The organism is Microtetraspora malaysiensis, from assembly GCF_001528665.1.
Classification (GTDB): Bacteria; Actinomycetota; Actinomycetes; order Streptosporangiales; family Streptosporangiaceae; genus Microtetraspora_A; species Microtetraspora_A malaysiensis.
In genome coordinates this window covers 305,600-328,165 of sequence record NZ_BBYJ01000004.1, presented here as the reverse complement: position 1 = coordinate 328,165, position 22,566 = coordinate 305,600, and the positions used below count along the sequence as shown (strand labels likewise).

The following is a 22,566-nucleotide window of genomic DNA, read 5'->3' as shown; positions in this document are numbered from 1 at the left end:
GGGGCCGGGCCCGGATCGGGTGGCCCGGCCCTTCGGTCAGCTAGTGGTTCTGCGGCTATTCGTTCTGAGTCGTCGGCCGCTCGTCCATGGAGCCGGTCGATCCGGACGACTTCTTGGACTGCTTGGCCGAGCGGGCCTGCTTGATGGCCGACTTCTTGGCCTTGCCCGTCGACTTCGCGGCTTTCTTCTTAGGTGCTTCAGCCATAATTCCCCCGTTTGGGCCATGATGCGAGCCCATGTCCGCATCAACGCGATTGATACCCAATTCGGTTATTTGTCACCCCGTGACGAGGTTTGCTGACTCCAGGCCGGGCAGAGGTGCGGCATACGAGGCCCGACGAGCGCTGGGACAAGCCGATCCAGGTCGCGCGAGCGAAGCGAGCGCAAATGAACATCGTCTGAGGGGGCAGAGATGACGACCAGGGAGATGGGGGTCGACCCCCGGGAACTCGACGACGACGATCTCTTTCGCGAGATGCGCCATCTCCACGAGACCCGGACCGACACCCTCCTGCACGGATCCGACGACGCGCTGGAGCACCACACGATCCGGACCAGGCAGCTTGAGGGGGAGTACCTCAAGCGCTACCCCGAGCGGGACGTGGATCCGGAGCGCCTGCGCAGCGGAGCACGGCTGAGGTGAGCGGCCATGAGCAGAACGAAGACGGGCCGGAAGGCGCACGGCCGCGCCGGTGACGCCCCCGTCCGGGTCGCGGAGGCCCCTTGGCCGCTCGCCGACGTGCAGAGCGTGTACGACGACGACATGCGCGTGTACGAGACCGTGGCCGCGCTGGGCGTGGACCGGCGCCCGGCCACCGTCGCCGAGATCACCCGGCTCGCCGACCTCCCCGAGGAGTTCGTCCGGCAGAGCCTCGATGTCCTGGTGGCCGACGGATGGTTGGTGCGCCGCCAGGGCGTCTACCTGGTGGGGCCCAACGACTGGAGCCTGGAGTACTGAGCCGCGACGGTGAACGCGGGCGGTGAATCCCGGCGTGACCACTGCCGACATGGCGAAGCCGCCGCACCTCGCGGAGTGCGGCGGCTTCGGTGTGGATGGGTGTCCGCGGGGGGAGCCCTTTGAAGGGAGAGCTCTGTGTGGGGAAGCCCGAAGACCTAAGCGTCCGACGTCAGGCGCAGGCGGAGGCGAAGGCCGTGCTGGCCTCGGTGACCTTCTTGGCGAAGTCGCCGACCTTGGTCGCGGCGGCGGGGTCCTTCGGGTCGACCTTGAGCTCGTCGAAGGACTCGCCGAACTTCGTCAGCGAGCTCTGCAGGTCGCCGTCGGCCTTGCCCGCGATCTCCTTGAGCTTGGCCGCCAAGTCCGAGCTCGCCTGGTTGAACCCGTCGAGGTTCGTGCCGGCCGAGGCCATCGCACTCGCGTAATCCGTCATCGCCTTGGTGGTCTCCGTGCAGAGCGCCACCTTGTCAGCGCCTCCGCCGCAGGCCGAGGTCAGGGCGAGAACCGCGGACGCCGCGACGACGGCGAGGGAGTTCCGGACGATGCTCATTGATTGCCTTCCTAGTGATCTTTGAGACGGGGAGCGACGTTAGGGACGCCCCCTTGCAGGTCACTTACAACCCGCTTACAAAAGCAGGAGATCGTAAAGTACCGGTGTTGCCGGACCTATGCTTGCGCCCATGACGCGACGACTTGCCGAAGTTGCCAAAAAAGTGGGGGTGAGCGAGGCGACGGTGAGTCGCGTGCTCAACGGCAAGGCGGGCGTTTCGGACGCGACGCGGGAGGCGGTGCTCACCGCGCTTGACGTGCTCGGATACGAGCGGCCCACGCAGCTCCGCGGAGAGCGGGGCCGCCTGGTCGGCCTGGTGCTCCCGGAGCTGCAGAACCCGATCTTCCCGGCGTTCGCCGAAGTGGTCGGCGGCTCCCTCGCCCAGCAGGGGTTCACGCCCGTGCTCTGCACCCGTACCGTCGGCGGCATCTCGGAGGCGGACTACGTCGATCTCCTGCTGCAGCAGCAGGTGTCCGGCGTGGTCTTCGCGGGCGGCCTGTACACGCAGGCGGGGGTGGTGCACGAGCACTACCTCAGGTTGATCGACCGGCGGCTGCCGACGGTCCTCGTGAACGCGGCCGCCGACCACTGGGAGTTCCCCCGCGTGTCGTGTGACGACTCGATCGCCGTCGAGCAGGCCGTGGGCCACCTGCGGTCGCTCGGGCACGAGCGCGTCGGCCTCGTCGTCGGCCCGCCCGACCACATGCCGTCCGTACGCAAGCTGGAGGCGTTCCGGGCGTCCGGCGGCGAGCTGGTCGAGCACACCATGCACTCGCTGGAGGGCGGCCACGCGGCGGCGGCCAAGCTGCTCGCCCGGGATGTGACGGGCATCGTCTGCGGCAGCGATCCGCTCGCGCTCGGGGTGGTCCGGGCCGCCCGCCGGCAGGGGTTGCGGGTGCCCCAGGACGTGTCCGTGGTCGGCTACGACGACTCCGCGCTGATGACGTGCGTGGATCCGCCGCTGACGACGATCCGGCAGCCGATCGAGGCGATGGGCCGGGCCGTGGTCGAGCTGCTGGTCAACCAGATCGACGGGACCGCGGTCGCGACCGGCGAGTTGCTCTTCGAGCCCGAACTGGTGGTGCGCGCCTCCACGGCCCGCCCCCGCGCTGCCGCCGGTTGACCGCCTGATTCACCCTGCGCCGCCGGTCGGCTCGGCCGGGCGACCGTGGCGGTCGCTCCGGCCGGACGCGTACGCCGCGCAAGCGAACGCAAATTCTTACGCGAATTGTCGTATGCTTGCGTTCATGACGCGACGGCTTGCGGAAGTGGCCAAGAAGGTGGGCGTGAGCGAGGCGACGGTCAGCCGCGTCCTCAACGGCAAGCCCGGCGTGTCCGACGCGACCAGAGAGGCCGTGCTCACCGCCCTCGACGTGCTCGGGTACGAGCGGCCCTCGCGGCTGCGCGGGGAGCGGGGCCGCCTGGTCGGCCTGGTGCTCCCGGAGCTGCAGAACCCGATCTTCCCGGCGTTCGCCGAGGTCGTCGGCGGAGCGCTGGCCCAGCAGGGATTCACGCCCGTGCTCTGCACCCGTACGGTCGGGGGCGTCTCGGAGGCCGACTACGTCGATCTGCTCCTCCAGCAGCACGTGTCCGGCATCGTCTTCGCCGGCGGCCTGTACGCCCAGGGCAACGCGTCACACACGCACTACGAGCGGGTGCGGGAGCGGGGGCTCCCCATCGTGCTGGTCAACGCCGCCGTCGAGCACCTGCGCTTCCCCCAGGTCTCCTGCGACGACGTGGCCGCCGCCGAGATGGCGCTCGCCCACCTGCTGGCCCTCGGCCACCGTCGCGTCGGCATCCTGCTCGGCTCGCCCGACCATGTGCCGTCCCGGCGCAAGCTCGCCGCGTTCCGGGCGTTCGCGGAGGAGAAGGGGCTGGAGCTGGGCCCCGAGCAGGTCGAGCACGCGTTGTTCTCGATCGAGGGCGGCCACGCCGCGGCGGCCCGGCTGGTGCGGCGCGGCGTCACCGGCATCGCCTGCGCCAGCGACGTGCTGGCCCTCGGCGCGATCCGCGCCGCCCGCCGGGCCGGGCTGTCGGTCCCGGGGGACGTCTCCGTCGTCGGCTACGACGACTCGGCGCTGATGAACTGCGCCGATCCGCCGCTGACGACCGTGCGCCAGCCCATCGAGGCGATGGGGCGGGCCGCCGTCGAACTGCTCGTCTCGCAGATCCGCGCGGGCGCCGTCCCGGGTGACGAGCTGCTGTTCGAGCCCGAGCTGGTCGTACGCTCCTCCACGGGACCCGCGCCGGCCGATCCCGCCTGAGCCCGGTCTCTCCCGCCCGTGTGGCCCAGTCCCGCGCGTCCGGTCCCGCCTGGGCCGGTCCCGCCTTGGCCGGTCACGTCGGCCGATCCCGCCCGGGTGACCCCCTGATCCGGGCCCGATGCCGCCCCTCCTCATGCCGTCGGCGATCGATGGGCGCTGCCATGGAGATTCGCATTGCTGTCACTTTTTTGCATCAGACGCACCAGCGTCTTGCTCTTATATGTGGCGCTTTGTATGTTTCAGGCAAATGTCCGGCTCGTGGCCGTTCGATGAGACGGTGGGCGAGCGGGGGCGCCTAGACGGGTCGTGGTGTGCCGTTCCAGGAGGGAACAAGATGAAATCCCGCAACCTCTCGATACTGCTGGCGGCAGGCATCACCCTCACCGTCGCCGCCTGCGGCAGCGGCGGTGACGACGCGAAGGACAGTGCCAAGCCCGCCGCGTCGGCCGGGGCGGACGCCCCGGTCACGATCACGGTCGGCTGCCAGCCGCCGAAGAGCAACCCGAAGGAACGCGCTCAGTGGGACGCCGACGTCGCCGCGTTCCAGAAGCTCCACTCGAACATCACGATCGAGAGCAAGGACGCGTTCCCCTGCATCGTCCCGGAGACGTTCCAGGCCAAGCTGGCCGGAGGGGAGATGGAGGACCTCTTCTACGTCTACTACACCGACGTCCAGAGGATCATCGCCGCCGGGCAGGCCGCCGACATCACGCCGTACGTCGACACGGTGACCACGCTGAAGGACATGCGCCCGGACGTGCTGAGCGTCTTCAAGAGCGGCGACAAGATCTACGGCCTTCCGCGCACCAACTACTCCACGGGCCTGGTGTACAACCGCAAGCTCTTCACCCAGGCCGGTCTCGACCCGGACAGCCCGCCCAAGACCTGGTCCGAGGTCCGGGAGGCGGCCAAGAAGATCGCCGCGCTCGGCGCCGGCTACGTCGGGTACGGCGAGTACAGCGCCGGCAACACCGGCGGCTGGCACTTCACCTCCGCGCTGTACGGGCGGGGCGGCGAGATGGTCACCCCCGACGGCAAGCAGTCGGCGTTCAACGGCCCCGAGGGCAAGGCGGTGCTGGAGAACCTCAAGGAGATGCGCTGGACCGACAACAGCATGGGCACCAAGCAGCTCCTCCGCTGGGAGGACCTCATGCGGATGATGGGCTCCGGCAAGCTCGGCATGATGATCGGCGCCCCCGACGTCGTCCAGGCCGTCAACAACGACTTCAAGGGCAAGTTCGAGGACTACGGCGTGACCGCGCTGCCCGAGGCCACGCAGTCGCTGAGCGGCGGCGACGGCTACATGTTCAACCCCAAGGCCACGCCCGAGAAGATCAAGGCGGGCCTGATGTGGCTGGAGTACCGCTTCCTGACCCCGGGCCAGGGCCAGTTCAACTACGAGCGGAGCAAGACCGACGGGCTGCCGGTCGGCCTGCCCAGCACCGACCTGTACGGCTCGACCCCGCCCGGCGTGAAGATCAACGAGCAGCGCACGCAGTTCGCGACGGTTCCGGTCGACCACTTCCAGTCGTACGTGGACGGCGCGGCGAACGTCCAGTTCAAGCTGGAGCCGCCGAAGGCCCAGGAGATCTACGCGGTGCTTGACACGGCGATGTCGGCGGTGCTGACCAGGCAGGACGCGAACGTCGACCAGCTGCTCGCGGACGCGCAGAAGAAGGTCGACAACATCCTCGCCAAGTCGAGCTGACCTCGGCTCCGGGGCGCCGCCGACGCGCGGCGCCCCGGTGGTCACGTCGATTCAGGAGTCAAAACCGATGACCACAATCACCGTGCGGAGCTCGCGGCGGCGGGGCCGGGAGGCGATGAGGCGTGCCGTGCGCCGCAACCTCACGGCGTACGGGTTCCTCTGCGGGGCGCTCGTCTGCTTCGCGTTCTTCTCCTGGTACCCGATGATCCGGGAGTTCCTGCTCAGCTTCCAGAAGACGAACTTCGTCGGGCCGCCCGAGTGGGTGGGGCTGGACAACTTCCGCACGGTGACGGAGGACCCGGCGTTCGGGCCGGCCTGGATCAACACCGCGATGTTCACCCTGCTCGCGCTGGTCGCCGGATACGCCGTGCCGTTCGTGATCGCGCTGGTCCTCAACGAGCTGCGGCACGCCAAGGCGTATCTCAGGGTCGTCGTCTACCTGCCGGTGATGCTGCCGCCTGCCGTCGCGGTGCTGCTGTTCAAGTGGTTCTACGACCCGGGTCCCGGGCTGTTCAACCAGATACTCGACGTCGTCCACCTGCCCACGCTGAGCTGGCTCGACTCGACCACGACGGCGCTGATCTCGCTGGTCATCGTGTCCACGTGGATGAACCTCGGCACCGGCACGCTGATCTACCTCGCGGCGCTGCAGAGCATCCCCGGCGAGCTGTACGAGGCGGCGGAGCTGGACGGTGCCGGGCTGCTGCGCCGGGTCTGGCACGTCACGATCCCGCAGACCCGGCTGATCCTCCTGGTGATGCTGCTGCTGCAGATCGTCGCGACCATGCAGGTCTTCATCGAGCCGTACCTGCTGACCGGCGGCGGGCCGGAGAACGCGACCGTCACCGTCGCCTACCTCATGTACCAGTACGCCTTCAGCTTCGGGAACTTCGGCGGCGGCGGCGCGCTGGGCCTCATGCTCATGATCGTGCTGATGGTGTTCTCGGCCGTCTACCTGCGCGTCTCGCGGGACGACAAGAACTGAAGGGGAGTGGCACCGATGTCGAACCGCACGGCCGGGGCGTCCGACGCCGACGTCCGCCCGGACCGGCGGGCCCCGCTCGGGCCGCCCACGCCGGTACGGAGGAGCGGACGCCGCCGTACGGGCCGGACGGGGGAGCGGCGCGCGGCCCGCGGCCTGGTCTCGCCGCACACGCTGACCACCACCCGCGGCCGGATCGTCTACTGGACGGTCCTCGTCGCCGTGGTGACGGCGTTCACCGCGATCTTCGTCTTCCCGCTGTACTGGATGGTCACCAGCGCGCTGAAGTCGCCGGAGGAGATCGCCCAGATCCCGCCCTCGCTCTTCCCCGAGAAGATCGACTTCGGGGTGTACATGGAGGCGTGGGACCAGCTTGACCTGGGCCTCTTCCTGCGCAACACGGTCGTCTACGCCGTCGGGGCCTGGCTGTTCACGCTGGCCTTCGACGTGTCCGCGGCGTACGCGCTGTCGAAGCTGCGGCCGCTGCTCGGCAAGGCGGTCCTGGCCATGATGCTGTCGACCCTGATGATCCCGCCGATGGTGATCCTGCTGCCGGCGTACCTGACGGTCAAAGAGCTGCCGATCCTGGGCTGGAACCTGCTGAACACGCCCTGGGCGATCTGGCTGCCCGCCGCCGCGAACGGGTTCTTCATCTTCCTGCTCAAGCGGTTCTTCGACTCGATCCCGCGTGAGCTGATCGAGGCCGCCGAGATGGACGGTGCCAGCCCCGCGCGGATCCTCTGGTCGATCGTGCTGCCGGTGTCGCGGCCGATCCTCGGCGTGGTGTCCATCCTGGCGGTGGTGAACGTCTGGAAGGATTTCGTCTGGCCGCTGCTCGTGCAGCCGGACACCGACAAGATGCCGATCAGCGTCGGCATTTCCTCCCTTTCCGCCCAGATGCCGCAGAACGTTCTCATGGCCGCGCTCGTCATCGCCAGCGTCCCCGCCATCGTGGTCTTCCTGTTCTTCCAGCGCAGCATCATGGCCGGCCTCACCGCTGGAAGCCTCAAAGGCTGACGCGGCCGCGCGTCCGCCGGTTCACCCATCTGTGTAAGGAGCTGTGTTCAGCATGTCCGGCAATGCCTCTCGGGGGACCACTCCACAACCCGAAGAAGAATGGTGGCGCGGCGCCGCGATCTACCAGGTGTACCTGCGCAGCTTCGCCGACGGGAACGGCGACGGCACCGGAGACCTGGCGGGGCTGCGGGCCCGCCTGCCGTACCTCGCCGATCTCGGCGTGGACGCGATCTGGCTCAACCCGTGGTACCCGTCGCCGATGGCCGACGGCGGGTACGACGTGGCCGACTACCGGGGCATCGAACCGGTCTTCGGCACCCTGCCGGAGGCGGAGGCGCTGATCGAGGAGGCGCACGCCCACGGCATCCGGGTCATCATCGACGTCGTGCCCAACCACGGATCCGACCGCCACGCCTGGTTCCAGGAGGCGCTGGCCGCCGGTCCCGGTTCGGAGGCCAGGAAGCGGTTCTGGTTCCGCGAGGGCGACGGCGACACCCCGCCCAACGGCTGGCGCTCCATCTTCGGCGGGCCCGCCTGGACCCGTGTCCCGGACGGGGAGTGGTACCTGCACCTCTTCGCTCCCGAGCAGCCGGACTTCAACTGGGAGAACCCGCGGGTCCGCGCCGAGTTCCTGGACATCCTGCGGTTCTGGTTCGACCGCGGCGTGGACGGCTTCCGCATCGACTCCGCCGCCGTGCTCCTGAAAGACCTGGACAGCGTGGAGGAGTCCTACACCGACCACGACGGCGTCCACGACATCTACCGGGAGTGGCGGCGGGTCTGCGACGAGTACCCGGGCCGCGCGCTCATCGGGGAGGTGTGGCTGCCCGACCAGGAGCGGTTCGCCCGGTATCTCCGGCCGGACGAGCTGCACACCGCCTTCAACTTCGACTTCCTCTCCTCCGCCTGGGAGGCGGGGGCGTTGCGCCGGGCCATCGACCTGACCCTGGCGACGCACGTCCCGCTGGGCGCCCCCGCGACCTGGGTGCTGTCCAACCACGACGTCGCCCGCCCCGTCACCCGGTACGGCAGGGCCGACACGTCCTGGGACAACGCCGACCGCAGGGACGGCGCGCCGCACGACCCCGAGCTGGGGTACCGCCGGGCCAGGGCGGCGGCGCTGCTCGCCATGGCCCTGCCCGGCAGCGTGTACGTCTACCAGGGCGAGGAGCTGGGGCTGCCGGAGGTGGAGGACATCCCGGGCGAGCTGCGCGAGGACCCCATGTGGCGCCGCTCCGGGCACACCGTGCCGGGCCGGGACGGATGCCGCGTGCCGCTGCCCTGGTCGGGCAGCGAGTCGCCGTTCGGGTACAGCACGGGCGAGCCGTGGCTTCCGCAGCCGGCCGCGTGGAAGGACCTCACGGTCGAGGCGCAGCGGGCCGATCCCGGGTCGATGCTGTCGCTGTACCGGGCCGCGCTGCGCCTCCGCCACGAGCGGCTCGGCGACGGCGCCATGACCTGGCTGCCGCTGGGCGACTCCGTGCTCGCCTTCACCCGCGACACCGGCGTGACCTGCGTCGTCAACCTCGGCCCCGACCCCGTGCGGCTGCCGCCGCACGAGGCGGTGCTGCTCGCCAGCGGGCCGCTCGACGGCGACCTCCTGCGCGCCGACACGGCGGCCTGGCTGGTCTGAGGCACGACGGGCGAAGGGCCCGGACGGGATCGCTCCCGTCCGGGCCCTTCGCCGTGGAGCGGCGTCAGGCGGGGAGTCGGCCGGGCGGATGCGGCTGATTTTTGGGTCTTGACGATGGGCGGCCCGGCTGGTGCCATAGCAGCAAAAGTTAGGAAGCTTTCCTAACCTTCGCCCCGTCCTGACCGCGCGGCACCCCGTCCCCCCGCCCGGACGCGAGTCGTCCGGGCCCCGACCGATCTCCGGGTCCGTACCGGCCCCGGCGCACGCCTCCAGCCGATCCTCGTCACCACACAGGATGAGATGAGATGCGCATTCGACCATTGATCATCGTCGCGGGACTGCTGCTTCCCCTGGCCACGGCCCATCCCGCCGCCGCGGCGACGACCGTCTACCAGGCCGAGGACGCCACGCTCTCCGGGGCCTCGGTGGCCACCAACCACACCGGATACACCGGGACCGGATTCGTCGACTACGTCAACGCCGCCGGCGGCTACGTGCAGTGGTCGGCGTCCTCGGCCGCGGCCGGCCCGGCCACGCTGACCCTCCGGTACGCCAACGGCACGACGACCGCGCGCCCGATGGACATCGCGGTCAACGGGACCACGGTCGCGACCGGCGTGTCCTTCGCGGGGACCGGGAGCTGGGACACCTGGGCCGACACGTCGGTCTCGGTCACCCTCAAGGCGGGCACCAACACCGTCCGGGCCACCGGGACCGGCGCGGACGGCGGGCCGAACGTCGACAAGCTCACCGTGGTCAGCCAGGACGGCGGCGGCGGCACCGGCCCGGCCGTGCCCTTCGGCAGCCACCAGTTCGCGTACGCGGCCGGGACGCTGCGCCCGACGGGCTCCCAGGCGACGCTCGACCAGAAGGTGATCGACTACTACGGCAAGTGGAAGTCCGCCTTCATCCGGCAGAACTGCGGGAACGGCTGGTACCAGGTGATCTCGCCGGACGCCGACCACCCCTACGTCGCCGAGGGACAGGGCTACGGCATGGTCGTGGTCGCCACCATGGCCGGGGCCGACTCCAACGCGAAGACGATCTTCGACGGGATGGTCAAGTACATGCTGGCCCACCCGTCCGTGCACAACCCCAACCTGCTCGCGGCCGAGCAGGACTCCTCGTGCAAGAGCGTCAACGGCTCCGACTCGGCCACCGACGGCGACCTGGACGTCGCGCTCGGCCTGCTGCTGGCCGACCGGCAGTGGGGGAGCTCCGGGACGTACAACTACAAGGATCTGGCCGTCAAGCACATCAATGCGATCAAGGCCAACGAGGTGAACCCGACGACCCACCTGACGCTGCTGGGCGACTGGAGCACCTCGGGCGACTCGCTGTACTACGTCACCCGCTCGTCCGACTGGATGATCGACCACTTCCGGGCGTTCAAGAAGGCCACCGGTGACAGCGCGTGGGACACGATCAGGACGGCGCACCAGAACCTGATCACCTCCCAGCAGGCGAACTACGCGTCAAGCACCGGCCTGCTCGCGGACTTCGTGGTCAACACGAACACCACACCCAAGCCCGCGCCGGGCAAGGTGCTGGAGGACGCGAACGACGGCAAGTACTGGTGGAACGCCTGCCGCGACCCCTGGCGCATCGGCGCCGACGCCGTGACCAGCGGCGACAGCGCGTCCCTGGCCTCCGCCCGGAAGATCAACACGTGGATCAAGAGCAAGGCCGGCGGCAACGCGAACAGCATCGGCGTCGGGTACGCGCTGAGCGGCTCACAGATCAGCAGCGGCAGCGAGCCCGCCTTCTTCGCCCCGTTCGCGGTGACCGCGATGACGGACCCGGGCAGCCAGGCGTGGCTCGACGCGCTGTGGACGAAGATGGTCAACACGTCGTTCTCGTCCAACGACTACTACTCGGCCAGCATCCAGCTCCAGGTCATGATCCTGGCCTCCGGCAACTACTGGCTGCCGTGACCCGGCCGGCCTGAGGTCCCGAGCTCGAACCGTTCCCGGCAAGGCGTCCCGTCTTGCCGGGAACACCGTGTTTCAGGCGCGGGTTTCAGGCGCGGGGTTCAGGCGCGGGTTTCAGGCGCGGGCTCAGGCGAGCGAGCGGGTCAGCGCGGTGTGGACGTCGTCGACGGCGCCGCCGAGCCGGCGCATGAGCGAGACGGACAGCTTGCCCTCCCGCAGCCGGTCGTCCAGCTTGGTCCGGACGTGCGCCACGCCGTCGACGTCGCGCCCGCTGACGGAGTTGTGCAGCACCTGCTTGAGGTCCAGCGCCGCGTCCGGGCTGATCTCGGCGTCGGCCAGCCCGTCGGCGAGAACGACGTCGAAGCGGGCGACGGCGCGGTCCAGGGGGACCCGCCCCGAGGTGGCGAGCGGCAGCGCGGACACGTCGCGCTCGCGGCCCGACGTGCGGCCCGACGTGCGGTCCGCCTGCCGGGTGCGCGCCGGCCGGGACTCTCCGGCACGCGGGTCGGGGTCTGCCGCGGGGCTCTCCGACGGCCGGTCGCTCGCCTCGCGCTGGGGAGGCTCGCGGTGGCCACCCGGGTCCGCCGTGGGCCCGGTCGGTTGCCCGGTCGGCTGCGGCGCCGAGGTTGCCTGCCCGGCCGGCTGCGGCGCCGGGGTCGGCTGGTTCCCGGCCGGCTCGGGCGTCTCCCGGCGGCCCGGCGCCTGCCCTCCGCCCTCCGCGGCGTCCCCCGGCACCGCGGGCGGGTTCGTCCGCCGTCGCTCCGCCGCGGCCTGGGCGGTGACGCCGGAGGCGACGGGCGACGCGACGGCCGGCGTCGGCGCGTCCGTCGTCGGCCGGGCGGCCACGATGCCGCTCCCCGCCGCGCCCAACTGCGACCACATCAGGACGCCGACCGCCACCGCCCCGGCCGCGGCGGCCGCCCCCCATCCCCGGCGGCGGTGCCCGTCCGGGGCCTGTCCCGGCGCGAGCGACTCGGCCACCTCGTCCGCGCTCGGCCGTTCGGCGGGGTCGGGGGAGAGGCAGCGGCGGCAAAGCTCGCCGATCTCGGCGGGCCGGCCCGCCACATCCGGCACCGGGGGCGGGCCGTCGCGCCGCGCCGCCTCGATGCCCTCCCAGGTCGTCTCCGGATACGGCGGGGCCCCGGTGAGCATCTCGTAGAGCAGCACGCCCAGGGCGTACACGTCCACCGCCGGGTCCGCGGTCATCCCACGCAGCCGCTCGGGGGCGACGTACGGCGGCGTGCCGAAGTCGGCCACGAGATGGTCGTCGGCCTCGCCGGTGAAGGCCGCGATGCCGAAGTCGAGCAGCTTGGCCCCGTCCGGGGTGAGCAGCACGTTCTCCGGTGTGACGTCGCGGTGGACGATGCCGCGCTCGTGCGCGGCGGCGAGCACTCGCGCCAGCCGGGTCGCGATCTGCGTCGCGTCCGCCCAGGGCAGCGGTCCCTCGGTGACGCGGTCGGCCAGCGAGCGTCCCTCAAGGAGGCGCATGACCACGTACGCGGCGAGGCGGCCGCCGTTCGTGACGGTCTCGCCGTAGTCGTAGACCTCGATGGCGTCCGGGTGGATCAGCCGGGCGGTCGCCCTGGCCTCGCGCCGGATCAGCTCGCGGCCCGGGTGGTCCCCGTCCAGCGCGCCGTCCAGCACTTTGATCGCGACGGTGCGCTGCAGGGACTGGTCGAAGGCGCGCCAGATGACCGACATCCCGCCCGTCGCGATCCGCTCCTGCAGGAGGTAGCGGCGGGTCAGGACGTCGCCCTCGCGGAGCTCAGGACGATTCACGAACCACCAGTTCCGTGGGCAGCACCGGGTCGCCCTCGGACACCCTGGCCTCGGCCACCGAGGCGAGGAGCAGCTTGGCGGCGAGTGAGGCGAGCTCCTCGACGGGCTGGCGGACGGTGGTCAGGGTGGGGGAGGTGTGCCGGGCGATCGGCGCGTCGTCGAAGCCGACCACGGCGACGTCGTCCGGCACCTTGCGCCCGGCGCGGCGCAGCGTCTGCATGGCCCCGGCCGCCATGACGTCCGACGCGGCGAAGACGGCGTCCAGGTGCGGCGCCCGTTGCAGCAGCCACTGCATGGCGTGCGCGCCGGAGGCGTGGCTGAAGTCGCCGTACGCGACCGGCGGGTCGGCGACGCCCGCGTCGCGGAGCGTCTGGCGGAACCCGTCCAGGCGGTCCCTGGCGGCGGGGAGCGTCGGGGGGCCGGCGATGATCGCGATGGCCCTCCGGTTGCTCAGCAGGAGGTGCTCGGCCGCCTGCCGCCCGCCGTCCTGGTTGTCAATGTCGACGTACGGCAGCTCGACGCCGTCCGGGGGACGGCCCGCGCAGCGTACGGGGATGCCCGAGGCGGCGAGGGTGACCGCGAGCGGGTGGCGCGATCGGGCGCTCACCAGGAGCACCCCGTCCACCGCCCCCGCGACCAGCGGCGGGGCGGCGATCGCCGTGGTCGCGGGCGTGGCGGTCATGACGACCATCGGGACGCCGTGCGCCGCCAGCGTGTCCTCGCAGGCGGACAGCAGCCTGGCGTAGAAGGGCTCGCTGAAGAGTCGCGGAGTCTGCTCGCAGACGACGGCGGCGATGATCTGGTCGGTGCGCCTGCCCCCGGAGCCGCGGGGCGCGCGTCGCCGTACGTAGCCGAGGCGGGACATGGCGTCGTGCACCTGACGGCGGGTGGAGGTCGTCACGCGGACCGAGCCGGTGAGGACCCGGGACGCGGTCGCCGGAGAGACGCCGGCTGCGGCGGCTACCTCCGCGAGGGTGGGAAGATCGGCCATTCCGTCTCCTCGGCCCGAAGTGTTACGGCTTGGGAGCGCTCCCAACGGAACGTATCACTGTTTCGTGCGTGTCAACAGAGGTTTCATCCGTATGAAACCTTTCGGAGTATTCGGCCCCCGTTCGATATGGTCAGGGGCCTGCTGTCCTGTTGTTTTCGCGGCAGTTCGGTGGCAGTTCAATAGCAGCTCAACGCGGGATTTCGCCGTGGAGAACGCGAACGTATTCCGGCGAACGGCGATGAAGAAAGCGGGTTGACCGGCGCCTTGACCATCAATGGTCGAACTGAGTGACGAAGGGCTGCGTGCTCGTCGCGGTAGGGTCCTTGACAACGAGATCACGGACCGGCGGAAGCCTCTCTTTCGGTCTGTACCATTCTGGCCCCGCTGAGAAAGGTTCCTTCCGAGTGACCAGCTTTAGCCGGATCGTCCTGCCGGTCGTCGCGGGCGCGGTCGCGCTGACCATGCTCGCCGGGTGCTCCGGCTCCGGAACGGACGCCGCGGCTCCGTCCCCGTCGGCCGCGGCGGCGTCCGACACCGCGGCCGCGTCGCCGTCGGCCGTCGCCTCGGACACGCCGTCCGCGGCCGGGGAGCCGTCCGACTCTCCCTCCGAGTCTCCGTCCGATGCTGGGGACCCGGGTGACGCGGCGGGGCACAACGACGCGGACATCTCCTTCGCGAAGATGATGATCCCGCACCATCTGCAGGCCATCGACATGGCCGGGCTCGCCCGGACCCAGGCCGGCGACCAGTGGATCAGGGACCTCGCCGCGAAGATCACCGAGGCGCAGGACCCGGAGATCCGGACCATGAAGGGGTGGCTGGACGGCTGGGGCGAGGAGCCCCTCCCGCGTGACCACGCGATGCCGGGCATGCTGGCCAAGGCCGATATCGCCAAGCTCGCCCAGGCCGACGGCTCCCCGTTCGACCGCCTCTTCATCACGCTGATGATCAAGCATCACCAGGGTGCGATCAAGATGTCCGAGGAGGAGATCGCCTCCGGTGCCTTCGCGGACGCCAAGGCGATGGCCAAGACGATCATCGGCACGCAGAAGGCCGAGATCAAGGAGATGAAGGGCTACCTCGCCAAGCTGAAGTGACGGGGCGGCCCGCCTCGCCAAGCTGAAGTGACGGGGCGGCCCGCCTCGCCAAGCTGAAGTGACGGGCCGGCCCGCCTCGCCTTGAGCGTGGCCGCGCCTCCGGCGGTCCGTCGTGCTCTCGCGCGACCGGCCGTCACCGGCGCGTGTGATGCGTATCGGCCTCAACCACCTGGCCTATTTAAGCGTCCGATATCTGCATAAAGTCGGCGCAGCGCGACCAGGAGAGTGACCGACGTGGAGTTCCGCCTGCTCGGCCCCGTGTCCGTGATCAGCGACGACGGGACCGTGCTCGACACCGGGCCGGCGCAGCAGCGGGCCGTGCTCGCGCTCTGCATGCTGGCCGTGCCCCGGCCGGTCAGCGCCGCCCGGATCGTCGACGCGCTCTGGGCGGAGGAGCCGCCGCCGCGGGCGGTCAACACCGTCCAGGCGTACATCTCCAAGCTGCGCCGCGTCTTAGAGCCGGGGCGCACCCGGAGAGACAGCCCGTCCGTACTGGTCAGCACGCCCGGCGGGTACGCGCTCGTCATGCCCGAGGACGGTTACGACCTGGGCCGGGCCAGGGACCGGATCGCCGAGGGGCGGCGGCTGGTCGGTGGCCGACCTCTGCCTCGGACGGCTGGCGCTGGCGTTCGGCGATCAGGAAGCCGCGGTTCGGCACCTTACGGCGGCCCGCGACCTGGTCGCCAGGTCGGGAGCCGTACTGTACGAGCCCCGGGTGCGCGAGCTGCTCGCCCGGGTGTGCTGACGCCCGGGCGAGCAAGCGCGCGCCAAGGTGTGCGTGCCCGCGGTCTGTCGCGCGCCGTCCATGATGGAAGGGGTGACGCCCGCTGAGGGCGGGTTCGTGGAAGCGAGGTTCACATGACCGATTCCCGGCCGCATTTCTGGGCGGAGGGTGTCGTGGCTTCGTGGAGTGACGAGGAAGGTTTCGGCATCGTCAGGTCCGGCGACGTGCCCGGCGACGTGTTCGTCCATTTCTCGATGATCTCCCAGCGAGACGCCGGGTACCGATCCCTCACGTCAGGCGAAACCGTCTACTTCACCTGGGAGGCGTTTCCCCAGGACGGTTGCCGGATTCGCGCCATCGAGGTGCGTCGTCCAGGGGCCGGTCCGGATCATTCGCGCGTCGGAGAGTCGCGTGTGGGAGGGACCCAGACCGATGACGGCGCCTACGTCAGCCGGCTGCGTATTGAGTTCGACCAGGACTAGGCGAGGAGCAGGTGAACAGGTGGCCGGAACGGCCGGCATCGGGCGCGCTGCGCACCTGGTGTGCCGTCGCGGTCAAGCCATGACGACGCCTGCCGAGGTGCTCCCTTGTCTCAGCGGCAGCGCCCAAGGGAGCGTCACGGATCCGCGAGGGCGGCGGTGTTGAGTTTGCGGGCGGTCAGGGCGGCGCCGATCAACATGACGCCGCGCGCGGTGCGAGGATCGGCGCCGATCAGGGTGGCGACCTTGGCCAGGCGGTTGTCCACGGTGTTGGGGTGGACGCCGAGCGTGCCAGCGGTGGCGCGCCGATCGAAGTCGGCGGTGAAGTAGGCGTCGAGGGTCCCGACCAGCGTGGAGTCCAGTACGTCGAGCAGGCCGGCCAGCTCGGTCCCGCTGTCGCCCGGAGCGCCCAGATGGTAGTCGAGCAGCACGTCGCGGAGTTCATACACGCCACTGGGCCGCCCACCCGCGCGGGCCACCTCGGCGATCCTGGTCGCCCGGCGGGCCGCGCCGGGGATCTCCGCGATGTCCCCGGCGACGGTCACCCCCGCGTGCACCGGAGCGACGGCGTCCACCAGGCGGTGGGACAGCAGGGAGGCCGGTATGGCGATCCGCAGTGGGAGGAGCGCATGCCCGCCGTCGGTGTCGAGCGAGCTGAGCACAGGTTCGCCGGCGAGCCGGTCGAGCGTCGCCTGGATCGCGTGTACGCGGCGGCGCCCCTTCGGCCCCGGAGACGGATCGCCGAACACGAAGGCGAGTACGCGGTAACCGGGTTCGAGCGCCACTCCGTGCCGGGCGGCCACGTCGCTCGTGGCCCGGCCGGAGAGCAGCATCCTCGCGACGGTCCGCAGCGCTTCGCCACGCTCGGCCAGCATGACCTCGCTCAGGTAGGCCTCGCTTGCCGCCGTGGTGGTCCGCTCCAGCGTCATCAGTATCAGTTCGCCGAGCCGGTGCAGCCCGGCGTCCTCCCCGGGACGGGTGGCCGCGCACAACGCACGCCACAGTGCCCGGTGGCCGACCAGGTAGCCGTTGAGCAGGTAGGCCAGCGGCACGCCGTCGCCGACCCGCTGCGCGGCGCGTTCCCGGAACAGGCGCATGTCGGCGTCTTTGATGGCCTCTCCTCGCGCCACGCGCAGGAAGAGCCGGAGTCCGTGCCGGGTGGTCGAGGCGATCTCCAGTTCCTTGATCGCGCCGGGGAGTGTGGCGAGCCCGGGCACGACCGCCTCCTGCTCGGCCAAGATCTCCCGGGTGAGCCGGTTCACCTGGGGCACACAGCGGGCCGCGATCCGGGCGGCGAGGACCGAGGAGTCGTCCTGTTCCACTCCACGGATTGTGACATGTCATAGTCCGGCGTCAACAGGGCTGGGCTTGGGCTGATTGTGCGCACCGGAGGCCCGGCCGCACAGTGAGGTCACCCCTCGCCCCGGAGAGTGTCGATGGTCACGATCACCGAGCCCGATGTCCCGGTCGCCGTCCGGCGGCGTGCCTGGGGCGTCGTCACGATGCTGTTGCTGTTCATGCTGGTCAACTTCATGGACAAAGCCGTGCTCGGTCTTGCCGGCGAGTCGATCACGGCCGAGCTCGGCCTCACCTCGACCGAGTTCGGCGCCGTGGGCAGCGCCTTCTACCTGCTGTTCAGCCTCTCCGGCATCGTCGTCGGCGGGCTGACGACCCGGTTCGACTCCACCTGGATCCTGGTCGCGATGATGGCGTGCTGGTGCCTGTCACAGTTACCGCTGCTGATCCCCGCCGCCGGATTCGGCACGCTGGTTGCCACCCGGGTCGTTCTCGGCGCGGCCGAGGGCCCGGCCCATGCCGTCGCCAACCACGCCGCTTTCACGTGGTTCCCCGACAGGATGCGGAACCTTCCCGCCAGCGTGCTGACGCTCGGCTCGGGCATGGGCGTCGCGCTGGGCGCGCCGGTCCTCATCTTCATCATCACGAACTGTGGCTGGCGCTGGGCGTTCGGCTTCACCGCGCTGGCCGGGCTCGCCTGGCTCCCGTTCTGGCTGCGCCGCGGCGGCGAAGGCCCGTACGGCGCACGGAGCGAGACGGCGTCGGCCGAGAGGCGCGCGCCGTACCGGCGGCTGCTCTGCAACGGGACCGTGCTGGGCGGCGTCGCGGCGAGCTTCGCCGTCTATTGGACGCTCGCGCTGGCGCTCACCTGGTTCCCGCAGTACCTCCAGAAGGTCAGGGGATACAGCCTCGCCCAGGTCGGGCCGCTCTCGATCATCTGGAACGTCGCGGGATTCGTGGTCATCGTCGTGGTGGGCGTGCTCACCCAGCGGCTACTGGCGCGCGGGGTCTCCACCCGGATCGCCCGCGGGGTGGTCGGCGGCGTCGCCGTCCTCGTGGCCGGAGCGGCCATGACGGCGCTGCCCCGTGTCGGCGACCCCGCGACGCACCTCGTGCTGCTCACCGTCGCGGCGTCCTTCGGCTATGTCGTCTTCCCCTTGGCCACCGCGGTCGCCGCCGAGATCGCCCCTGTCGCCCAGCGTGGCGCGGTTCTCGGCACCGTCACCGCGGTCGCCACCATGGCGGGCGTGCTGGCACCGGTGGTCACGGGGGCATTGGTACAGGGAGCGGCGGATCCGGCCGAGGGATACGGCACGGCGTTGACCGTCGCGGGACTGCTCATGCTGGGGGGAGGCGCGCTGGCCGCGCTGGCCGTCCGCCCGGAGCTGGACAAGGAAAGGCTGGCTTCCCGTTGAACATCACCGAGTACGCCGACAGCGTCTGGCGGGGCGAGGTCCCGGACAGCATCGTGCACACGGGCCTCGCCGGGCAGGGCTTCGTCGAGGTCGCCGACGGCGTGGGCTTCCGCAGCGGGTTCGGCAACACGATCGCGATACGCGAGGGCGGGAAGGTCACGCTCTTCGACACCGGCAACCCCTTCGACGCGGACCGGCTGCACGCCGAACTGCGGGCGTGGACCGACGAGCCGGTGACGACCGTGATCTATTCGCACGGGCACATCGACCACGTGTCGGGCGTGGGCCCGTTCGACGCGGAGGCCGACGCGGCGGGACGGCCCAGGCCCACGGTGGTGGGACACGAGGCGATCCCCGCCCGTTTTGACCGGTACATCCTCACCAACGGATACAACGCGGTGATCAACCAGCGGCAGTTCCAGGCGCCGGACCTGACCTGGCCGACCGAGTACCGCTACCCCGACGTGACGTACCGCGACGAGCTGGCGGCCGGGCCCGTGGAGCTCTTCCACGCCAAGGGCGAGACCGATGACGCGAGTGTCGGGTGGGTGCCGTCGCGGCGCATCCTGCTCCCCGGCGACCTGTTCATCTGGGTGAGCCCCAACTGCGGCAACCCGCAGAAGGCGCAGCGTTACCCGCGCGAGTGGGCCGTCGCGCTGCGCCGGATGGCCGCGCTCGGCGCGCAGACCATGCTGCCGAGCCACGGCGCCCCGATCTTCGGTGCCGACCGGGTCGAGCAGGCGCTGACCGAGACCGCGGAGTGGCTTGAGGCCATCGTCGAACGCTCCCTGGAGATGCTCAACGAGGGGGCCAGGCTGGACGACATCGTCCGGGCCGTACGGCCTCCGGCGCGGCTGGCGGACCGGCCCTACCTGCGGCCGCACTACGACGAGCCGGAGTTCGTGGTGCGCAACATCTGGCGGCTGTACGGCGGCTGGTACGACGGCAACCCCGCCCACCTGAAGCCCGCGCCCGACGCCGTGCTCGCCGCGGCCGTGGCCGAGCTGGCGGGCGGCACGGAGCGGCTGCGCGACGCCGCGCTCAAGGCGCTGGCCGACGGCGACCAGCGGCTGGCGGGGCACTTCGCGGAGATGGCCGTACAGGCCGCGCCGGACGACCCAGGGGCGCACCTCGTGCGCGCCCGGGTGTACGCCGCCCGCGCGGCGTCGGAGGCGTCCCTGATGGCGCGGGGCGTGTTCGCCTGGGCGGCCGAGGAGTCACGGAAGGCCGCCGGAGGCGCCTGACCAGGAAGCGGACCAGGAAGCGGACCAGGAAGCGGACCGGAAGGACGGACCGGAGCGACGGCCCGGCAGCCGAACCCACCGGCTTCGCGCCACTCCCTGGGAAAACCAGGACACATGTCTTTAACATCGCCGAACTGTCGAAGTCCCCCGAGGGTGGGAACGATGGCGTGAGTGAACGAGGGCAGAGAGATTTGGCCGGGTGCCCCCTATCCGTTAGGGGCCACCTACGACGGGGCAGGCACCAACTTCGCGCTCTTCGCCGAGGTCGCGGAGAAGGTCGAGCTCTGCATGTTCGACGAGGACGACGCCGAGGAGCGGGTGCCGCTCGCCGAGGTCGAGGGGTTCGTCTGGCACTGTTACCTGCCCGGCGTCGGCCCCGGCCAGCGGTACGGCTACCGCGTCCACGGCCCGTACAACCCGGCGCGGGGACAGCGGTGCAACCCCGCCAAGCTGCTGCTCGACCCGTACGCGAAGGCGGTCGAGGGCGCGGTCCGCTGGGACCAGGCGGTGTACGGCTACCGCTTCGGAGAGCCGGACAGCCGCGACGGCAGCGACTCGGCGCCGTACATGCCGCGCGCGGTCGTGACGAACCCGTTCTTCGGCTGGGGACACGACCGGCCGCCGGCCACGCCGTACCACGACACGGTGATCTACGAGGCGCACGTGCGCGGGCTGACGATCCGCCACCCGAGGATCCCGGAGCGGATCAGGGGCACCTACGCCGCGCTCGGGCACCCGGAGATCATCGACCATCTGACCGGGCTCGGGGTGACCGCGATCGAGCTGATGCCGGTCCACCAGTTCGTCACCGACCATGTGCTGGAGAAACGCGGCCTGACCAACTACTGGGGATACAACACCATCGGGTTCTTCGCCCCGCACAACGAGTACTCCAGCTCGGGCCAGCGCGGCGAGCAGGTGCTGGAGTTCAAGGCGATGGTGAAAGCCCTGCATGAGGCGGACATCGAGGTGATCCTCGACGTGGTCTACAACCACACCGCCGAGGGCAACCATCTCGGGCCGACGCTGTCGATGCGCGGGATCGACAACGCCAACTACTACCGCCTGGTGGAGGACCACCCGGCGTACTACATGGACACCACGGGCACCGGGAACAGCCTGCTGATGCGCAGCCCGCACGCGCTGCAGCTCATCATGGACTCGCTGCGGTACTGGGTCAGCGACATGCACGTGGACGGCTTCCGCTTCGACCTCGCCTCCTCCCTCGCGAGGGAGCTGCACGCGGTGGACCGGCTGAGCGTCTTCTTCGACCTCGTCCAGCAGGACCCCGTCCTCTCGCAGGTCAAGCTCATCGCCGAGCCGTGGGACGTCGGGCCGGGCGGCTACCAGGTGGGCAACTTCCCGGCCCGCTGGACCGAGTGGAACGGTCGCTACCGCGACACGATCCGCGACCTGTGGCGCGGCGAGCCGGCGGCGCTGCCGGAGTTCGCCTCGCGGCTGACCGGGTCGAGCGACCTCTACCAGGACGACAGCCGCCGCCCGGCCGCCTCGATCAACTTCGTCACCTGCCACGACGGGTTCACGCTCCAGGACCTGGTCTCGTACAACGTCAAGCACAACGACGCCAACGGCGAGGACGGCAGGGACGGCGCGAACGACAACCGGTCGTGGAACTGCGGGGTCGAGGGGCCGGCCGGCGGGCCGGTCCAGCGGCTGAGGGAGCGGCAGAAGCGCAATCTCCTCGCCACGCTGTTCCTCTCCCAGGGCGTGCCGATGCTCTCGCACGGCGACGAAACGGGCCGCACGCAGGGCGGCAATAACAACGCCTACTGCCAGGACAACGAGACGAGCTGGGTGGACTGGTCGGACACCCGGGAGAACCGGCTGCTCCTGGACTTCACCCGGCGGCTCTCGCGGCTGCGTCGCGATCACCCCGTCTTCCGCCGCCGCCGGTTCTTCTACGGCAGGCCGGAGCGCGGCTCGCACGACGAGCTGAGCGACATCGCCTGGCTGACGCCGTCCGGCACGGAGATGACGGACCAGGACTGGCACAACGGCTATGCCCGGGCGCTCGCCGTGTTCCTCAACGGCGACGCCATCACCGAGCCGGATCGGCGCGGGCGGAAGATCACCGACGACTCGTTCCTGCTGCTGTTCAACGCCCACCACGACGTCATCCGGTTCACCGTCCCGACCGGCTTCGGCGAGATGTGGACCACCGCGCTCGACACGGCGCGGCCGGTCGGCGCCGACTCGCGTGTCTGCCGGGCCGGTGAGGAGGTGCCGGTGTCCGGCCGTTCGGTGCGGGTTCTGCGCCGCGCGGGATGACCCGGCGTGCCGCCGGGCGGGATGGCCTGGCGGTGACGTGGTCGCGCCGTCAGTATGAGGACGAAGCCAGGGAGTTACGGATCAGGCGAGCGGCCGGTCCACGTGCCGTCCCGGCCCCCGGACCGCCCGGCACGAGGCCGGTGGAGACGCCGGAGGCACCGGAGACACGGCGGGACGGCCGCGCCGGCGTGGCGGGGCGCGCCCGGCGGGAT

Annotated in this window: 20 protein-coding genes; 15 read left to right on the top strand and 5 right to left on the bottom strand. The window is 70.7% G+C overall.

The features are described 5' to 3' along the window. Positions 1-55: 55 nt before the first annotated feature. On the bottom strand, positions 56-205 hold the full coding sequence (locus AWQ71_RS41230) for a hypothetical protein (RefSeq protein WP_157570125.1): 150 nt from the start codon (positions 203-205) through the stop codon (positions 56-58). A 207-nt stretch (positions 206-412) separates the two neighbouring features. On the opposite strand from AWQ71_RS41230, the gene AWQ71_RS01465 reads away from it, so the two are divergent. Beyond that, positions 413-643 (top strand): DUF6158 family protein, encoded by a 231-nt coding sequence (locus AWQ71_RS01465; RefSeq protein WP_067125234.1) that lies wholly within the window; start codon positions 413-415, stop codon positions 641-643. A 6-nt stretch (positions 644-649) separates the two neighbouring features. Beyond that, positions 650-958 carry a helix-turn-helix domain-containing protein gene (locus AWQ71_RS01460; RefSeq protein ID WP_067125230.1) on the top strand — a complete coding sequence of 103 codons (309 nt, stop codon included), beginning with the start codon at positions 650-652 and terminating at the stop codon, positions 956-958. 169 nt (positions 959-1,127) lie between these two features. On the opposite strand, the gene AWQ71_RS01455 is transcribed toward AWQ71_RS01460, so the two are convergent. Beyond that, complete coding sequence (locus AWQ71_RS01455; protein ID WP_067125228.1) at positions 1,128-1,505, bottom strand: DUF8711 family protein; 378 nt, start codon at positions 1,503-1,505, stop codon at positions 1,128-1,130. 130 nt (positions 1,506-1,635) lie between these two features. Between AWQ71_RS01455 and AWQ71_RS01450 the strand changes: the two genes are divergently transcribed. The 7 genes from AWQ71_RS01450 to AWQ71_RS01420 all read left to right on the top strand — a co-directional run bounded on the left by AWQ71_RS01450 (position 1,636) and on the right by AWQ71_RS01420 (position 11,043). Continuing rightward, the gene (locus tag AWQ71_RS01450; protein ID WP_067126090.1) at positions 1,636-2,628 is read left to right on the top strand and encodes a LacI family DNA-binding transcriptional regulator; all 993 of its coding nucleotides are present in this window, start codon (positions 1,636-1,638) and stop codon (positions 2,626-2,628) included. A gap of 124 nt (positions 2,629-2,752) precedes the next feature. After that, on the top strand, positions 2,753-3,769 hold the full coding sequence (locus tag AWQ71_RS01445) for a LacI family DNA-binding transcriptional regulator (RefSeq protein WP_084258397.1): 1,017 nt from the start codon (positions 2,753-2,755) through the stop codon (positions 3,767-3,769). Positions 3,770-4,103: 334 nt separating this feature from the next. Next, positions 4,104-5,477, top strand: a complete 1,374-nt coding sequence (locus AWQ71_RS01440) for an ABC transporter substrate-binding protein (RefSeq protein WP_067125220.1) — start codon at positions 4,104-4,106, stop codon at positions 5,475-5,477. 67 nt (positions 5,478-5,544) lie between these two features. Continuing rightward, positions 5,545-6,462 carry a carbohydrate ABC transporter permease gene (locus AWQ71_RS01435; RefSeq protein ID WP_067125217.1) on the top strand — a complete coding sequence of 306 codons (918 nt, stop codon included), beginning with the start codon at positions 5,545-5,547 and terminating at the stop codon, positions 6,460-6,462. Positions 6,463-6,477: 15 nt separating this feature from the next. Further along, positions 6,478-7,476: a carbohydrate ABC transporter permease gene (locus AWQ71_RS01430; protein ID WP_084258308.1), complete on the top strand. Its 999-nt coding sequence runs from the start codon at positions 6,478-6,480 to the stop codon at positions 7,474-7,476. Between the two features lie 52 nt (positions 7,477-7,528). Further along, a complete protein-coding gene (locus AWQ71_RS01425) occupies positions 7,529-9,109 on the top strand; it encodes a glycoside hydrolase family 13 protein (RefSeq protein WP_067126084.1) in 1,581 nt (526 codons plus the stop codon). 305 nt (positions 9,110-9,414) lie between these two features. Next, positions 9,415-11,043, top strand: a complete 1,629-nt coding sequence (locus tag AWQ71_RS01420; RefSeq protein WP_067125214.1) for a glycosyl hydrolase family 8 — start codon at positions 9,415-9,417, stop codon at positions 11,041-11,043. A 123-nt stretch (positions 11,044-11,166) separates the two neighbouring features. On the opposite strand, the gene AWQ71_RS01415 is transcribed toward AWQ71_RS01420, so the two are convergent. Both AWQ71_RS01415 and AWQ71_RS01410 read right to left on the bottom strand, forming a co-directional pair. Beyond that, positions 11,167-12,819 carry a serine/threonine-protein kinase gene (locus tag AWQ71_RS01415; protein WP_067125211.1) on the bottom strand — a complete coding sequence of 551 codons (1,653 nt, stop codon included), beginning with the start codon at positions 12,817-12,819 and terminating at the stop codon, positions 11,167-11,169. After that, the gene (locus AWQ71_RS01410) at positions 12,806-13,810 is read right to left on the bottom strand and encodes a LacI family DNA-binding transcriptional regulator (RefSeq protein ID WP_067125209.1); all 1,005 of its coding nucleotides are present in this window, start codon (positions 13,808-13,810) and stop codon (positions 12,806-12,808) included. The genes AWQ71_RS01415 and AWQ71_RS01410 overlap by 14 nt, the downstream gene beginning before the upstream one ends. Before the next feature lie 404 nt (positions 13,811-14,214). On the opposite strand from AWQ71_RS01410, the gene AWQ71_RS01405 reads away from it, so the two are divergent. The 3 genes from AWQ71_RS01405 to AWQ71_RS01395 all read left to right on the top strand — a co-directional run bounded on the left by AWQ71_RS01405 (position 14,215) and on the right by AWQ71_RS01395 (position 16,113). Then, positions 14,215-14,907 carry a DUF305 domain-containing protein gene (locus AWQ71_RS01405; RefSeq protein ID WP_218001597.1) on the top strand — a complete coding sequence of 231 codons (693 nt, stop codon included), beginning with the start codon at positions 14,215-14,217 and terminating at the stop codon, positions 14,905-14,907. Between the two features lie 225 nt (positions 14,908-15,132). Continuing rightward, a complete protein-coding gene (locus AWQ71_RS39755) occupies positions 15,133-15,738 on the top strand; it encodes an AfsR/SARP family transcriptional regulator (protein WP_084258306.1) in 606 nt (201 codons plus the stop codon). Positions 15,739-15,765: 27 nt separating this feature from the next. Next, the gene (locus AWQ71_RS01395; protein WP_067125203.1) at positions 15,766-16,113 is read left to right on the top strand and encodes a cold shock domain-containing protein; all 348 of its coding nucleotides are present in this window, start codon (positions 15,766-15,768) and stop codon (positions 16,111-16,113) included. A gap of 134 nt (positions 16,114-16,247) precedes the next feature. Here AWQ71_RS01395 and AWQ71_RS01390 read toward each other — a convergent pair whose 3' ends face one another. Beyond that, complete coding sequence (locus AWQ71_RS01390) at positions 16,248-17,432, bottom strand: PucR family transcriptional regulator (RefSeq protein WP_084258304.1); 1,185 nt, start codon at positions 17,430-17,432, stop codon at positions 16,248-16,250. 114 nt (positions 17,433-17,546) lie between these two features. On the opposite strand from AWQ71_RS01390, the gene AWQ71_RS01385 reads away from it, so the two are divergent. From AWQ71_RS01385 to glgX, 3 genes are all read left to right on the top strand, one after another. After that, positions 17,547-18,821: an MFS transporter gene (locus AWQ71_RS01385; protein ID WP_067125200.1), complete on the top strand. Its 1,275-nt coding sequence runs from the start codon at positions 17,547-17,549 to the stop codon at positions 18,819-18,821. Then, positions 18,818-20,065 carry an alkyl sulfatase dimerization domain-containing protein gene (locus tag AWQ71_RS01380; RefSeq protein ID WP_067125197.1) on the top strand — a complete coding sequence of 416 codons (1,248 nt, stop codon included), beginning with the start codon at positions 18,818-18,820 and terminating at the stop codon, positions 20,063-20,065. Before AWQ71_RS01385 ends, AWQ71_RS01380 begins: the two co-directional genes overlap by 4 nt. A gap of 171 nt (positions 20,066-20,236) precedes the next feature. Further along, a complete protein-coding gene (glgX, locus tag AWQ71_RS01375) occupies positions 20,237-22,354 on the top strand; it encodes a glycogen debranching protein GlgX (protein WP_067125194.1) in 2,118 nt (705 codons plus the stop codon). Positions 22,355-22,566 lie beyond the last annotated feature (212 nt).